Origin of the sequence: Sphingomonas lutea (assembly GCF_014396785.1) — a bacterium.
Lineage (GTDB): Bacteria > Pseudomonadota > Alphaproteobacteria > Sphingomonadales > Sphingomonadaceae > Sphingomicrobium > Sphingomicrobium luteum.
Map to the genome: position 1 here is coordinate 426,543 of NZ_CP060718.1, position 12,569 is coordinate 439,111.

General features: G+C 66.8%; 15 protein-coding genes. 8 read left to right on the forward strand and 7 right to left on the reverse strand.

Annotated elements, in window-relative coordinates:
• Window positions 1-122 precede the first annotated feature (122 nt).
• Together pcaF and paaD are read left to right on the forward strand one after the other, a co-directional pair.
• Window positions 123-1,325: a 3-oxoadipyl-CoA thiolase gene (gene pcaF / locus H9L13_RS02215; RefSeq protein WP_187538641.1), complete on the forward strand. Its 1,203-nt coding sequence runs from the start codon at window positions 123-125 to the stop codon at window positions 1,323-1,325.
• Entirely contained in the window at window positions 1,325-1,762 is a 438-nt protein-coding gene (gene paaD / locus H9L13_RS02220) for a 1,2-phenylacetyl-CoA epoxidase subunit PaaD (RefSeq protein WP_187538644.1), read from the forward strand. Before pcaF ends, paaD begins: the two co-directional genes overlap by 1 nt.
• Here paaD and dgoD read toward each other — a convergent pair whose 3' ends face one another.
• The 3 genes from dgoD to H9L13_RS02235 are packed head-to-tail and all read right to left on the reverse strand — an operon-like array spanning window position 1,763 to window position 5,072.
• Window positions 1,763-2,914, reverse strand: coding sequence for a galactonate dehydratase (gene dgoD, locus H9L13_RS02225; protein WP_187538646.1), 1,152 nt, complete (start codon window positions 2,912-2,914; stop codon window positions 1,763-1,765).
• The gene (locus H9L13_RS02230) at window positions 2,907-4,169 is read right to left on the reverse strand and encodes a family 1 glycosylhydrolase (RefSeq protein ID WP_187538648.1); all 1,263 of its coding nucleotides are present in this window, start codon (window positions 4,167-4,169) and stop codon (window positions 2,907-2,909) included. The genes dgoD and H9L13_RS02230 overlap by 8 nt, the downstream gene beginning before the upstream one ends.
• Before the next feature lie 15 nt (window positions 4,170-4,184).
• Entirely contained in the window at window positions 4,185-5,072 is an 888-nt protein-coding gene (locus H9L13_RS02235; RefSeq protein ID WP_223176467.1) for an SMP-30/gluconolactonase/LRE family protein, read from the reverse strand.
• Between the two features lie 73 nt (window positions 5,073-5,145).
• Between H9L13_RS02235 and H9L13_RS02240 the strand changes: the two genes are divergently transcribed.
• The 4 genes from H9L13_RS02240 to H9L13_RS02255 all read left to right on the forward strand — a co-directional run bounded on the left by H9L13_RS02240 (window position 5,146) and on the right by H9L13_RS02255 (window position 8,410).
• Window positions 5,146-6,045, forward strand: coding sequence for a 2-dehydro-3-deoxygalactonokinase (locus tag H9L13_RS02240; RefSeq protein WP_235091092.1), 900 nt, complete (start codon window positions 5,146-5,148; stop codon window positions 6,043-6,045).
• On the forward strand, window positions 6,042-6,671 hold the full coding sequence (locus H9L13_RS02245) for a 2-dehydro-3-deoxy-6-phosphogalactonate aldolase (RefSeq protein WP_187538650.1): 630 nt from the start codon (window positions 6,042-6,044) through the stop codon (window positions 6,669-6,671). The genes H9L13_RS02240 and H9L13_RS02245 overlap by 4 nt, the downstream gene beginning before the upstream one ends.
• Window positions 6,668-7,597, forward strand: coding sequence for a Gfo/Idh/MocA family protein (locus tag H9L13_RS02250; protein WP_187538652.1), 930 nt, complete (start codon window positions 6,668-6,670; stop codon window positions 7,595-7,597). Before H9L13_RS02245 ends, H9L13_RS02250 begins: the two co-directional genes overlap by 4 nt.
• A 63-nt stretch (window positions 7,598-7,660) precedes the next feature.
• Complete coding sequence (locus H9L13_RS02255) at window positions 7,661-8,410, forward strand: Crp/Fnr family transcriptional regulator (RefSeq protein ID WP_187538654.1); 750 nt, start codon at window positions 7,661-7,663, stop codon at window positions 8,408-8,410.
• On the opposite strand, the gene pyrC is transcribed toward H9L13_RS02255, so the two are convergent.
• Window positions 8,407-9,429 carry a dihydroorotase gene (gene pyrC / locus H9L13_RS02260; RefSeq protein WP_187538656.1) on the reverse strand — a complete coding sequence of 341 codons (1,023 nt, stop codon included), beginning with the start codon at window positions 9,427-9,429 and terminating at the stop codon, window positions 8,407-8,409. The genes H9L13_RS02255 and pyrC overlap by 4 nt on opposite strands.
• 23 nt (window positions 9,430-9,452) lie before the next feature.
• Between pyrC and ygfZ the strand changes: the two genes are divergently transcribed.
• Together ygfZ and H9L13_RS02270 are read left to right on the forward strand one after the other, a co-directional pair.
• A complete protein-coding gene (ygfZ, locus tag H9L13_RS02265) occupies window positions 9,453-10,175 on the forward strand; it encodes a CAF17-like 4Fe-4S cluster assembly/insertion protein YgfZ (RefSeq protein WP_187538658.1) in 723 nt (240 codons plus the stop codon).
• Window positions 10,176-10,177: 2 nt separating this feature from the next.
• Window positions 10,178-11,449, forward strand: coding sequence for a M20/M25/M40 family metallo-hydrolase (locus tag H9L13_RS02270; RefSeq protein ID WP_187538660.1), 1,272 nt, complete (start codon window positions 10,178-10,180; stop codon window positions 11,447-11,449).
• Here H9L13_RS02270 and H9L13_RS02275 read toward each other — a convergent pair.
• The 3 genes from H9L13_RS02275 to H9L13_RS02285 are packed head-to-tail and all read right to left on the reverse strand — an operon-like array spanning window position 11,446 to window position 12,568.
• Complete coding sequence (locus tag H9L13_RS02275; RefSeq protein WP_187538662.1) at window positions 11,446-11,733, reverse strand: CBU_0592 family membrane protein; 288 nt, start codon at window positions 11,731-11,733, stop codon at window positions 11,446-11,448. The two genes, H9L13_RS02270 and H9L13_RS02275, sit on opposite strands and share 4 nt — an antisense overlap.
• A complete protein-coding gene (locus H9L13_RS02280) occupies window positions 11,730-12,077 on the reverse strand; it encodes a GFA family protein (protein ID WP_187538664.1) in 348 nt (115 codons plus the stop codon). Before H9L13_RS02280 ends, H9L13_RS02275 begins: the two co-directional genes overlap by 4 nt.
• Window positions 12,077-12,568: a GNAT family N-acetyltransferase gene (locus H9L13_RS02285; protein ID WP_223176468.1), complete on the reverse strand. Its 492-nt coding sequence runs from the start codon at window positions 12,566-12,568 to the stop codon at window positions 12,077-12,079. The genes H9L13_RS02280 and H9L13_RS02285 overlap by 1 nt, the downstream gene beginning before the upstream one ends.
• Window position 12,569 lies beyond the last annotated feature (1 nt).

The window sequence follows — 12,569 nt, forward strand, 5'->3', positions numbered from 1 at the left end:
CTCCGCTCAATCGCTCCTCAGGACGAGCGGAACATATTGATCTCATTCCCGCTCATCCTGAGGAGGGACTGAGCGAGCAAGGCGAGCCGAAGGCCCGTCTCGAAGGACGCACAACCTAAGCCATGACCGAAGCCTACGTCTGTAACGCCATCCGCACCCCCATCGGCCGCTACGGCGGGGCGCTCAGCAGCATTCGTGCGGACGACCTCGCGGCGATCCCGATCCGCGCGCTGATCGACCGCAATCCGGACGTCGACTGGGCCAGCCTCGACGACGTCATCCTCGGCTGTGCCAACCAGGCGGGGGAGGACAATCGCAACCTCGCGCGGATGGCGGGGCTGCTCGCGGGCCTGCCCGACAGCAGCGGCGGGGTGACCCTCAACCGCTTGTGCGGGTCGGGGCTCGATGCGGTGGCGATGGCCGCGCGCGCGATCCGCGGCGGCGATGCCGACCTGATCATCGCCGGGGGAAGCGAAAGCATGAGCCGCGCGCCCTTCGTTCTGCCCAAGGCGCAGAGCGCGTTCGACCGCAACGCCGAGATTTACGACACCACCATCGGCTGGCGCTTCGTCAACCCGAAGATGCGCGATGCCTATGGCGACGACACGATGCCGAGCACGGCGGAGAATGTTGCCGACGATTTCAACATCAGCCGCGCGGACCAAGACGCGTTCGCGCTGCGCAGCCAGGAGAAAACCGCCGCGGCGCAGGCCAGCGGCCGCCTGTCCGCCGAAATCGTCGCGGTCGAAATCCCGCAGCGCAAGGGAGATCCGCTGACCGTCGACAAGGACGAGCATCCACGCCTGACGAGCTTGGAAAAACTCGCCGCGCTCAAGCCCATCGTGCGAAAGGACGGCACGGTGACCGCCGGCAACGCCTCGGGCGTTAACGACGGCGCGGCGGCGATCATCGTCGCCTCGGAAGAGGCTGCCAAGCGCAATGGCCTGACGCCGCGCGCGCGCATTCTCGGCGGCGCGGTCGCCGGCGTTCCGCCGCGGATCATGGGCATCGGCCCCGCACCCGCGACCGAGAAACTGCTCAAGCGGCTCGGCATTGGCGTTGCGGACCTCGACGTCATCGAACTCAACGAAGCCTTCGCCGCGCAGGGCCTCGCAGTCCTTCGCCAGCTCGGCATCCCGGACGACGATGCGCGCGTGAACCCCAATGGCGGCGCGATTGCGCTCGGCCATCCGCTCGGCATGTCGGGCGCACGCCTCGCGCTGACCGCAACCGAGGAGCTTCAGAGGACCGGCGGCCGCTACGCACTCGCGACGATGTGCATCGGCGTCGGGCAGGGAATCGCGCTGGCGCTGGAGCGCGTGTGATGGATGAAGAAGCGATCTGGGCGCTGTTGAAAGGCGTTCCCGACCCGGAGATCCCGGTCGTGTCGGTGGTCGATCTCGGCATCGTCCGCGCGGTTGAAAAAGATCGCGTGCGGATCACGTCGACCTATTCGGGGTGCCCGGCCAGCGCCGTCATCGAACAGTCGATCCGCGATGCGCTCGACGCCGCGGGCTATCGCGACGTGACGATCGAAACGGTGATGTCGCCCCCTTGGACGACCGACTGGATCAGCGAGGACGGGCGCCAGGCGCTGCAACGCTACGGCATCGCCCCGCCCGACCTCGCCAAGGCCGCGACCTGCCCGCAGTGCGGATCGACCGACACGGAGGAGGTCAGCCGCTTCGGCTCAACCCCGTGCAAGGCGCAGTGGCGCTGCCGCAGCTGCCTGGAACCCTTCGACCGCTTCAAGTGTCACTAATCACCACTCGGCGAAGCAGCCGTCGTGTTGCCGCCACACGGGGTTGCGCCAGCGATGGCGGTCCTTGTCGGCGGCGCGTACCGCATCTTCGTCGATACTGATGCCGAGCCCCGGCCGGGTCGGGATCGGCAAATAGCCGTCCTGCGGCGTCAACACCTCGGGCGTCGTGGTGAAGTTCAGCAGGTCGTGCCCGCCGGCATTGTAATGGATGCCCAGGCTCATCTCCTGGATCGCGACATTGGGCGTGCACGCCGCGAGCTGCAGGCAGGACGCCAGCGCCAGCGGCCCGAGCGGGCAATGCGGCGCGACCGCGACGTCATAGGCTTCGGCCATCGCCGCGATCTTGCGGCATTCGAGCAGCCCGCCGGCATGGCTGAGGTCGGGCTGGATGATATCCACCGCGCCCATTTCGAAGAAGGGCTTGAAGTCCCAGCGGCTGAACAATCGCTCACCGAGCGCGATCGGCGTGCTGACCAGTTCCGCGATCTGCTTCAACCCTTCGGGGTTCTCGCTGAGCAGCGGCTCTTCGATGAACAGCAGGCCGAGGGGCTCGAGCACCTTGGCCAGCTGCTTGGCCATCGGGCGGTGCACCCGGCCGTGGAAGTCGAGCCCGACGTCGAGCCCCGCGCCCTGCGCCGCCTCGACGCGCTTCACCACCTCGTCGAACAGGCGCGGCGTGCCGATCCAGTCGAGTTCGGCAGTGGCGTTCATCTTGACCGCGGAAAAGCCCTGGCCGGCGCGCGCCTTCGCTGCCTCGGCAATCTCGTGCGGCCGGTCGCCGCCAATCCAGGCGTAGGCTCGCACCCGGTCGCGGACACGCCCGCCCAGCATCTCCCACGCCGGCACGCCCAGCGCCTTGCCTTTCAGGTCCCACAGCGCCTGTTCAAACCCGGCAAGCGCGCTCATCAGCACCGGCCCGCCGCGGTAGAAGCCGCCGCGATAGGCGATCTGCCAGATGTCCTCGATGCGGTTGGCGTCGTGGCCGATGAAGCGGTCCTTCAGCGCCTCGAACGCGCCCTCGACCGCTTCGGCATGGCCCTCCAGGCTGGGCTCGCCCCAGCCGACCGCACCATCGCTGGTCTCGACCCGGCAGAACATCCACCGCGGCGGGACGAAGAAGGTCTCGATCCTGGCGATCTTCAGCTCAGCCATCGGTCAGCGCCCGTTCGTTGAGGTCCCGTCCCGCGGCGTCATGCTCGTCATGTTCGGACAGTTTCTTGATCGGCACGACCAGGCACACGCTCTGCGCCGGAAGCACGTTTCGCCAGTCGGCGATGAGCTGCTTGTACGCCCGTCCAACGTTGCGGATCTTGCGGTCGAGATCGAACAGGCCGAGCGGGTTGACGTTGCCGTTCCGCTCCCGAAGCGCGGTGTCCCAGTCGACCTGGTCGGTCAGGCTGTACCAGGTGAAGCCGACGGTGGGGATGCCGACGTTGCGCAGGCGCAGCACGTTGGCCCATTCCTTCCACAGCCACTTGACCGCTTCGTCGCCGTGCGGGCCTTCGACCAGGTTGGTTTCGGTATGCATGACGGGCAGCTGGTAACGCTCGTAATATTGGCGCGTGATCTCGGAATAGCCGAAGGTTTCGCCGGCGGCGACGGTGTGGCCGTCTTCGAACACGCGATGCTCATTGGTCCGGTAATAATCATTGCCGAGGATACAGTGCTGCTTCAGCCGGTGCTCCAGGAACCACTCATATTCCTCCCGAGTGAAACCGTGGTCGAGCAGGTACTGGTACATCCCGCTGTCGACGCGCCGGCCGTAATTCAGGTCGAGGCTGAGAAAGCGCATCTGGTTGAGCACTTCGGCGCGGCCGATCGCGCCAGGGCTGTCGGCATGGAAATATTCCGAGGATTCGGACTGGATGAAGATGGCGTCGTGGCGGCGCTTGAGGATTTCGATCATCCCCATGACATTGGCTTTGACGATGTGCTTCAATGCGGTGACGAAGGATTTGTCGTCCTTCTTCTGCTCGTTCCACCAACCGTATTTCGCCGAGAAGACCGCGCAAATGAACATCTCGTTCATTGGGGTGTAGAGCTGGACCCAGGGGAAGCGCTCGGCGAATTCGCCGCAATAATGGGCGAACAGGCGCGGGAAATCGGGGTTCTGGAAGTTGCCGATCCAGTCGGGGACGCCGAAGTGGCACAGGTCGACGATCGGCGTGATGCCGCGGCGCTTCAAGTCGGCGAAGGTGAGATCGGAAAATTCCCAGTCGAATCGGTTGGGCGCAAGGAACGTGCGGTGCAGCGGCGGGCCGTAGCGCAGGTAGTTGATGCCGATCTCCTGGACGCAGTCGAAATCCTCGCGCCAGCGCTCGTAGTGGCCGCACTCCGCCATTTCGTCGCGGCGGGTCTTGCCATGGTCGATGGTCGGGATGCTGTTTTCGATCCCGGTCGCAAACATGAAGTTGGCGATGAGTTACTCTCCCAAGGTCTCGTCAGCCCGCGAAGGGGATGTCGGGCAACCCGCGCACGCCCGGCACGCACATAAACAACCCCCGGCATTTGGTTGCATCACACGAGCTTCGGCATCGAGCCCGATGCTTGCGGAAGTGATGTAGAGATTCTCGAAGTTCGGTCCGCCGAAGGCACAGCTGGTCGGGCGGGCGACGGGCGTGCGGATGGTCTCCAGCCACGCGCCGCCCGGTGAATAACGCCGGACGCACCACCCGTCCCAGAAAGCGACCCACAGGCACCCTTCGGCATCGACCGTCATGCCGTCGGGATAGCCTTCGCCGGGCCCGAACTGAAGGAAGCTGCGGCGGTTGGCGACACCGCCGTCGGCGCCGATGTCGAAGGCATAGGTCACCGCACGTGCCGAATCATTGTGGTACATGACGTTGCCCGCCGGGCTGAACGCGGGGCCGTTCGTCACCTGATATTCACGGTCGATGGGGACGGGAGCGGAATCGCCGCCGAGAACATAGAGTGTCCCGGTCGCGGCGGCTTCGCGGTCGTCCATCGATCCGGCCCAGAAGCGCCCGCGGCGGTCGACCTTGCCATCGTTGAAGCGATTGTCGGGCAAATGCGCTTCGGGATCGTGGAGGATGTCGTAGCGGCCGGCGGCCGGGTCGATCAGCGCGATCCCGTCCTCGGTGCCGCCGATGAACCCACCGTTGGCGCAGGGGGCCAGCGACCCGACGCGGAGCGGTGTCTCCCACGACGTCAGTTCGCGGTCGCCGGTCAGCCGGAAAATCCTGCGGCCCTTGATGTCGACCCAGTAAAGCGCGTTCTCGCGCGCGACCCACACCGGGCCTTCCCCGAGCACGGCATGGACATCGGCAACGCACTGAACCTCGATCGGCATCGCGGCGACGTTAGTGAGCGCGGGCCAAAAGAAAACCACGGAGCTAACTTGCGCGGCTTCGGTTGTACCGCGCATGGGCGACACGATGCGCTGGGCGGACGGCTTGATCGCGGTGGATTGGGGCACGAGCAATCGGCGTGCCTATCTGCTCGATGCCTCGGGCTCATGTGTCGATGAACATGAAGACAGCCAGGGCATCCTGTCGGTCCCGGCCGGCGGCTTCCCCGCCGCGATTGCCGAGATCCGCCAACGGTTAGGCGATCAGCCGCTGCTGCTTGCCGGCATGATCGGCTCCAACCGCGGTTGGGTCGAGGCGCCCTACGTGCCATGTCCCGCGGCCATTGACGATCTCGCGGCGGCGCTGGTGCGGCCCAGCGACCGCGAAGCGATCGTCCCCGGCGTTTCCTACGTCGGCGAAGGCCGCGCCGATGTGATGCGCGGCGAGGAGGTGCAACTGCTGGGCGCGGTCGCTGACGAGACGATTCCGCCCGACGCCCTGGTCTGTCATCCGGGCACGCACAACAAATGGGCGCGGGTCGCGCGTGGCAGGATCGCCGAATTCCGCACCGTGATGACCGGCGAGCTGTTCAACCTGCTCAAGGAACACAGCATCCTCGCCGACTTGCTCCAGCCCGATGTCGAGCCCGATGACGGTGCCTTCCGCACCGGGGTCGATCACGGCCTCACGCATGACGACATCCCCGCCGAGCTATTCGCGGTCCGCGCCCGCACCCTTCTCGGCCAGGCGCCGCACTCGTCACCGGCATCCTTTACCAGCGGGCTGCTGATCGGCGCCGACCTGCGCATTGGCCTGGCGGGGACGGTCCCTGCTGAGGTCGTCGTCATGGGCCGCCCCGAGTTGACCGAACTTTACGCCGCTGCCCTTGCCCAGGCTGGGATTCAGGCGCGCGAGCTCGACGGCGAACGCTGCTTCCTTGCCGGAATAAAAGCTATTGCGGAGCGCATCGAATGACCCCCGCCGAAATCTTCCGCCTGTACCTCGACGCTTGCCCGCTGATCGCAATCCTGCGCGGCGTCACGCCGGACGAGGTCGAGCCCATCGGCCAGGCGCTTTTCGATGCAGGCATTCGCATCATCGAAATTCCCGTCCAGTCGTCGGAAGCCTTGCCGGGCGTGGAGCGCCTTGTCGCGCACTTCGGGAATGATGCGCTGATCGGCGCCGGCACCGTGCTCACCGAGCAGGTCATCGCGCCCGTCGCTGCGGCGGGTGGGCGCCTGATCATTTCACCGGCGTTCGACCCCTCGGTTGTCAGCGCGACGGTCGCGGCCGGCCTGATTTCCTGCCCCGGCTACTTTACCCCGTCGGAGGCGGTTGCCGCGCTTAAAGGCGGCGCGCATGCACTCAAGTTCTTCCCGGCCGAGGGGGGCTCGCCGGCAGTGCTGAAGGCGCAACGCGTGATCCTTCCCAAGAAAGTGCCGCTAATCGTCGTTGGAGGGATCACTCCGGGCGACATGGCGCAGTGGCTCGACGCGGGGGCCGATGGATTTGGCCTTGGATCCGCGCTCTACAAGCCGGGACAGTCCGCAGCTGAAACGGGCGAAAAGGCGCGGGCCTTCATCGAAGCACTGCCCGCATGACGCCGATCCGCACGGCGATTCTTGGCTTCGGCAAGATCGCGGCGGACCAGCATGTGCCGGCTATCACCGCCAACCCGCGCTTCGATCTGGTCGCATCGTCGAGTCGCTCGGGACAGGGCGTGGGCCAGACCTTCACCGATTGGCGCAAGCTCATCCGCGAGGTTGACGGACTCGAAGCGGTGGCGATCACTACGCCGCCCGGCCCGCGCTATGAAATTGCGCGCGAATGCGTGCTCGCCGGGCTCCACTGCCTGCTTGAAAAACCGCCGACTGCAACGCTGACCGAAATCGCCGACCTCGCCTGCCTGGCCGAAGCGCAGCGCGTCAGCCTGTTCGCCACCTGGCACGCACAGCACCATCGCACGGTCGATGCCGCAGCGCGGGCGCTCGCCGGCAAACGCATCGCACGGCTCGACATCCGCTGGCACGAGGACGTCGACAAATGGCATCCGGGCCAGGACTGGATCTGGCAGCCCGGCGGCTTTGGCGTGTTCGATCCCGGCATCAACGCTTTCTCGATTCTCACGCGGATCTTTCCCGGGTCCTTGTTCGTGCGCAGCGCGGAGCTCCACGTCCCGCACGGCGCGCAAACCCCGATCGCGGCCGACATCGCTTTCTCCAGTCCGCAGGCCGACGGGCCGCTTCGCTGCAGCCTCGACTGGCGACGCACCGAGGGTGAGGAATGGACGATCGCGGTCGACACCAGCGACGGTACCCGCGTCAGGCTGGAAAACGGCGGCGCCCGGCTGGCGATCGACGGCCAAGCAAGCAACGACGAAGGTCCTGGCGAATATCCCGACATCTACCGCACGTTCCTCGACCTGATCGATGCCCGTGACAGCAGCATCGACGTGGCGCCGCTGCGGCTGGTCGCCGATTGCCTGCTGCTCGGTACGCGGCGCGAAGCGGATCCGATCAAGCGTTGAACTCTGCCGCGCGGGAGGGGTAAGGGCGACAAGAGGGGCAGCGCCCGAGTCTGGAGGGAACAGATGGACGTGCTGGCTGACGATCACGCCACTGTCGACGACGCCTTCCTCGGCAATCGGCTGCTTTCGACGTTCACCGGCGAATCCCGCGCGCTGATCGAAACCGCCGCGACGATGGTTGAGCTCGACGCGGGCGCGCTGGTCCTGCGGCGTGGCGAGCAGGTCACCGACAGCCTGTTCCCGATTGGCGAAACGATGGTCTCTCTTGGCGTTGCCCTGTCCGGCAACCGATCGATCGAGGTCGCCTCGATCGGCCGCGAAGGCGCCGTCGGCGGGATTGTCAGCTGCGGCCAGGCGCCGGCTTTCTCACGCGCCGAGGTGCTGGTCGGTGGCGCTGCGCTCAAGGTGCCGATGGACGCGCTCGAAGGGGCCAAGCGGCGCTCGGGGTTCGTCGCCAACATTTTTTGCCGCTATTCGGATTACCTGCTGTCGCAAGTGATGCAGTCAGTGGCGTGCAACGCCTTCCATTCGATCACGCAGCGTGCCGCGCGCTGGCTGCTGCACGCGCAGGATCGCGCGGGCAGCCGGCTCGAATTGACCCAGGAAGCGATGGCTGGACTGCTCGGCGTGCAACGGACGACGGTCAACGCCGTCATTCGCGAGCTTCAGGACGACGGACTGATCACCACCCGACGCGGGATCATCCACGTCATCGACCGTGCCGGGCTCGAAGCGCGGGCGTGCGAATGTTACGACGCGATCGAGCGCCATTTCGCTGACGTGATCGGCGACACCGGGCATGGCGGAATTTAGCCGGCATAACTCCAGCGCAACGTCGCGCCAGCATGGAACGGGACGACGCCGGCGATGTCTTCCGGGACGTGGGCCTCGCGCTGTTCCAGCGTTACCGTGCCATCGTTGAGCTGCAGACCGTAGAAACGCGCGCCATGTTCAGCGGCGAACCCCTCGAACCGGTCAAGCGCATCCTCCTCGTCGAACACGGCGACGTAGCTTTCCAGCGCGAAAGGGGCGTTGAAGATGCCGGCGCAGCCACACGATGATTCCTTGGCGTCGCGGCTGTGCGGCGCGCTGTCGGTACCCAGGAAGAATTTGGGTGATCCCGACACGGCAGCGGCGCGCACCGCCAGCCGATGCTCCTCGCGCTTGGCCACCGGCAGGCAATAAGCGTGCGGGCGAAGGCCCCCGGCGAACAGGGCGTTGCGGTTGATGATGAGGTGCTGGGGCGTCACCGTCGCGGCGATATTGGCGCCGCTATCGGCCACGAACTGCGCTGCATCCCGGGTCGTAATATGCTCGAACACGATCTTTAGCGCGGGGAAATCGCGCACGACGCCCGTCAGCACGCGGTCGATGAACACCGCCTCGCGGTCGAACACGTCGACGTGCGGGTCGGTCACCTCGCCATGGACGCACAACACCATGCCGATCCGCTCCATCCGCTCGAGCGAGGGCGCGATGCGGCGGATGTCGGTGACGCCGCTGGCGCTGTTGGTCGTAGCGCCGGCGGGGTAGAGCTTGGCGGCGATCCACACGCCTTCCTCATGGCCGCGCGCAAGCTCGCCGGGATCGCTCTCATCGGTCAGGTAACAGGTCATGAGTGGGGTGAAGCCGCCGCCCGCGGCAGCGATGATCCGCTCGCGATAGTCGCTCGCCGCGTCCATCGTCGTCACCGGGGGGGCCAGGTTGGGCATGACGATCGCCCGCGCAAACTGCCGCGCGGTATAGGGCGCTACCCGCCGCAGCATCTCGCCGTCGCGCAGATGTACGTGCCAGTCGTCGGGGCGGCGGATGGTCAGCGTTTGCGAAGCCACGGTGCGCTCCCTAACTGATGATCATGCCCGCAACCACCCTCACCGAGCGCGCCCTCATCCGCTTGTCGGGCGAGGACGTGCGCGGCTTCCTCAACGGCCTCGTCACGCAGGACGTTAGCGGCGCCCTGCCGGTCTGGGCGGGCTTGTTGACGCCGCAGGGCAAGTGCCTGTTCGATTTCCTCGTGTGGGAGGACGGCGACGACCTGCTCATCGATTGCGACCGAGACTGTGCCGGCGACCTCGCCAAGCGGTTGACGCTGTACCGCTTGCGCCGCCCGATCCGCATCGAACGCGAACCGACGTTGTGCGTCCACTGGTCGGCGGACGGCGAGGAGGGCATCGAGGATCCGCGGCTTGCTTCATTGGGCCGCCGATGGATGGCGCCGTGGGGCGGGGATGACGGCGCCGATGACGCCTGGCGCGCGCACCGCCTGAGTCATGGCGTGTGCGAGGGCCGCGCCGAGCTGGGCGACATCCTCTGGCTCGAATGCAATGCGGCCGAACTGAACGGCGTCAGCTTCACCAAGGGCTGCTTCATCGGCCAGGAGAATACGGCGCGGATGAACTGGCGGAGCAAGGTCAACCGCCGTCTGGTCGTGGTCGACGCCGCCGAATCCGGCCCGCGCACCCGGGCCCATTATCCCGACCTCGGCCTGGCGGTTGAGCATCGCCGGGTTGACGACCTCACGGGCGTCCGTATCCCCGAATGGCTCGAAGCTTCGCTCATCCCCGCCGCATCGGAGTAAACATGCGTCCTTTCCTGCTTTCCGCGCTCCTGCTTGGCCTAACCGTCCCCGCGTTCGCGCAATCTGCACCCGACGCGGCGGTTCGCCAGATCGTCGCGGGGGTGCCGTTCAAGCGCGCCGCCGCCGCGCTCGATGCGGGCCACGACCAGTGGATTGCGGATACCATCACGCTGACCGAAATCCCGGCGCCGCCGTTCAAGGAAGCCGCGCGCGCCAAGGCCTTCGCCGACATGCTCCGCGCGCGCGGCCTGTCCGATGTCGAGATCGACGCCGAGGGCAACGTCCTCGGCTTGCGCAAGGGCACTGCGGCCGGTCCCGTCGTGGTCGTCTCGGCGCACCTCGACACCGTCTTTCCCGAAGGCACCAACGTGAAGGTCCGGCGCGAGGGCGAGAAGCTCCACGCACCCGGCGTCGGCGACGACAGCGCGGGCCTTGCCACCATCCTCTCGCTGATCGACGCGATGAAGGCGGGCGATATCCGCACGCGCCGCGACATCTTGTTCGTCGGCACGGTGGGTGAGGAAGGGCCGGGCGACCTGCGCGGCGTCCGCCACTTGTTCACCAAGGGCAAGTATCAGGGCCGGATCGGCGCCTTCTTCTCGATCGACGGCGGCGGTCTGCAAAGCGTCACCACGGCGGGCACCGGCTCAAAGCGCTACCGCATCACCTACAAGGGGCCGGGCGGTCACAGCTATGGCGCGTTCGGGCTGGTCAATCCGATGGGTGCGCTCGCAGGCACGGTCACCGGCCTTTATCAGATCAAGGTACCGGCCAAGCCCAAGACGACCTACAGCGCCAGCGTCGTCGGCGGCGGAACCTCGGTCAACTCGATCCCGCAGGAGGTCTGGCTCGAAGTCGACATGCGCTCCGAATCCGCGGCCGAACTGGCGAAGGTCGAGCGCCAGTTCCTCGACGTCGTCGCGCGCTCGGTCGCGGCGGAGAATGCCGCGCGCGACACGCGTGAAGGCAAGGTGACGGCGGACACCAAGAAGATCGGCGACCGGCCGGCCGGACAGACCCCCGCCACATCGGACATCGTCCGCTTCACCGAGGCCGCGTACCGCACCGAGGGCATCAACGTCCGGCAGAGCGCATCCTCGACCGATTCCAACCTGCCGATGAGCCTTGGCATCCCCGCGCTCACCCTGCCGCGCGGGTCGAGCGGGAATCGTGCCCACGCCCCCGACGAGTGGATCGGGATCGAGAAGGCCGACAATGTGAAGGTGCGGCGGATCGTCCTCGCGGCGATCCTGGCGACTGCCGGCGCGAACTAGTCGGTCGCGGGCGGGCGGACCGCCGGGTCGGCGCGCCGCCTAGCCATGATCCGCCACAAGGCGATGGCGCCGATCAGCATCCAGACGACGTTGAGCGTCGCCGAGGGAATGGCCCCGTGCCACCAGCCGTTGACGATGAAGCCCGCCGCGCCGACGACGTTCATCGCCTGATAGGCGATCGACTGGCCGGTGAGCTTCCCCGCCGAGAGCAGGAGGTAAGCGAGCAGGATCAGCGCCGCACCGCCCCAGCCGACGATCTCGACGACAAGCTCGACCGCCGTCACCAGCTCGCCCCGTCAACGTGGCGAACGGGCAATCCCGCGATTGCAGTGGGGTCGAGCATGTTGGCGTTGACGCCCATCCGCTCATGCGGCGGCGCGGTCAGGGGCTCCCAGTGCGTCGCCATCCCGCAATTGCTGCAGCGGAAGTTGCGCAGGAAGGCTTCGCCGATGTCGCTGCGCACATAGCTGTCGAAGTCGCCCGCGATCTCGATCTCGTCCGAACGGAAATAGACCCCGCGGAAGCCGGTCGCGCGGCACAGGCTGCAATTGCACTCAGTGACGCTGTCGGGAAGGCGCGGCAGCCGCACGGTGCACGCCCCGCAATGGCAGCGGCCGTCGATGCTCATCAGTTCAACTCCCGCTGGTAGACGGCGTAGGGAACGCCGAAGCGATCGGGCAAGGTGCGCACCTCGCGAAAGCCCACGCGCTGGTACATTGCCAAGGCGACCGCCATCGCCGGGCTGGTGTGCAGGCTGATGGTCGGCGCACCATCCGCTTTCGCCCGTTCGATGCAGGCGTCGGTCAGCGCGCGGCCGATCCCGCCGCCGCGCGCCTTAGGCGCAACCGCGAGCATGCGGATGACGGCGGTATTGGGTGCGAAGCATTCGGGCCGCGGCGTTCCCGGGCCGAAATAGCCAACCGCACCCAGGATCGCGCCCGAATGATCGCGCGCCACCAGCACTTGGCCTTCGATGTCCAGCGCGGCCAGGTTCGCCGCGCCCGCGTAGAAGCGAGCCCAATCCGAGTAAACGCCCTCGAACTGCGCGTAGGCGGCGGTGCCGACGGCATTGACCGCGTCGCGCTCAATAGCGGTCATGCGGCCGATGCGGGCGCCCATG

Coding starts and splice junctions, on each gene's coding strand:
- pcaF (WP_187538641.1), top strand. CDS start 123: ATGACCGAAGCCTACGTCTGTAACGCCATCCGCACCCCCATCGGCCGC.
- paaD (WP_187538644.1), top strand. CDS start 1,325: ATGGATGAAGAAGCGATCTGGGCGCTGTTGAAAGGCGTTCCCGACCCG.
- dgoD (WP_187538646.1), bottom strand. CDS start 2,914: ATGGCTGAGCTGAAGATCGCCAGGATCGAGACCTTCTTCGTCCCGCCG.
- H9L13_RS02230 (WP_187538648.1), bottom strand. CDS start 4,169: ATGTTTGCGACCGGGATCGAAAACAGCATCCCGACCATCGACCATGGC.
- H9L13_RS02235 (WP_223176467.1), bottom strand. CDS start 5,072: ATGCCGATCGAGGTTCAGTGCGTTGCCGATGTCCATGCCGTGCTCGGG.
- H9L13_RS02240 (WP_235091092.1), top strand. CDS start 5,146: ATGGGCGACACGATGCGCTGGGCGGACGGCTTGATCGCGGTGGATTGG.
- H9L13_RS02245 (WP_187538650.1), top strand. CDS start 6,042: ATGACCCCCGCCGAAATCTTCCGCCTGTACCTCGACGCTTGCCCGCTG.
- H9L13_RS02250 (WP_187538652.1), top strand. CDS start 6,668: ATGACGCCGATCCGCACGGCGATTCTTGGCTTCGGCAAGATCGCGGCG.
- H9L13_RS02255 (WP_187538654.1), top strand. CDS start 7,661: ATGGACGTGCTGGCTGACGATCACGCCACTGTCGACGACGCCTTCCTC.
- ygfZ (WP_187538658.1), top strand. CDS start 9,453: ATGCCCGCAACCACCCTCACCGAGCGCGCCCTCATCCGCTTGTCGGGC.
- H9L13_RS02270 (WP_187538660.1), top strand. CDS start 10,178: ATGCGTCCTTTCCTGCTTTCCGCGCTCCTGCTTGGCCTAACCGTCCCC.
- H9L13_RS02280 (WP_187538664.1), bottom strand. CDS start 12,077: ATGAGCATCGACGGCCGCTGCCATTGCGGGGCGTGCACCGTGCGGCTG.
- H9L13_RS02285 (WP_223176468.1), bottom strand. CDS start 12,568: ATGGGCGCCCGCATCGGCCGCATGACCGCTATTGAGCGCGACGCGGTC.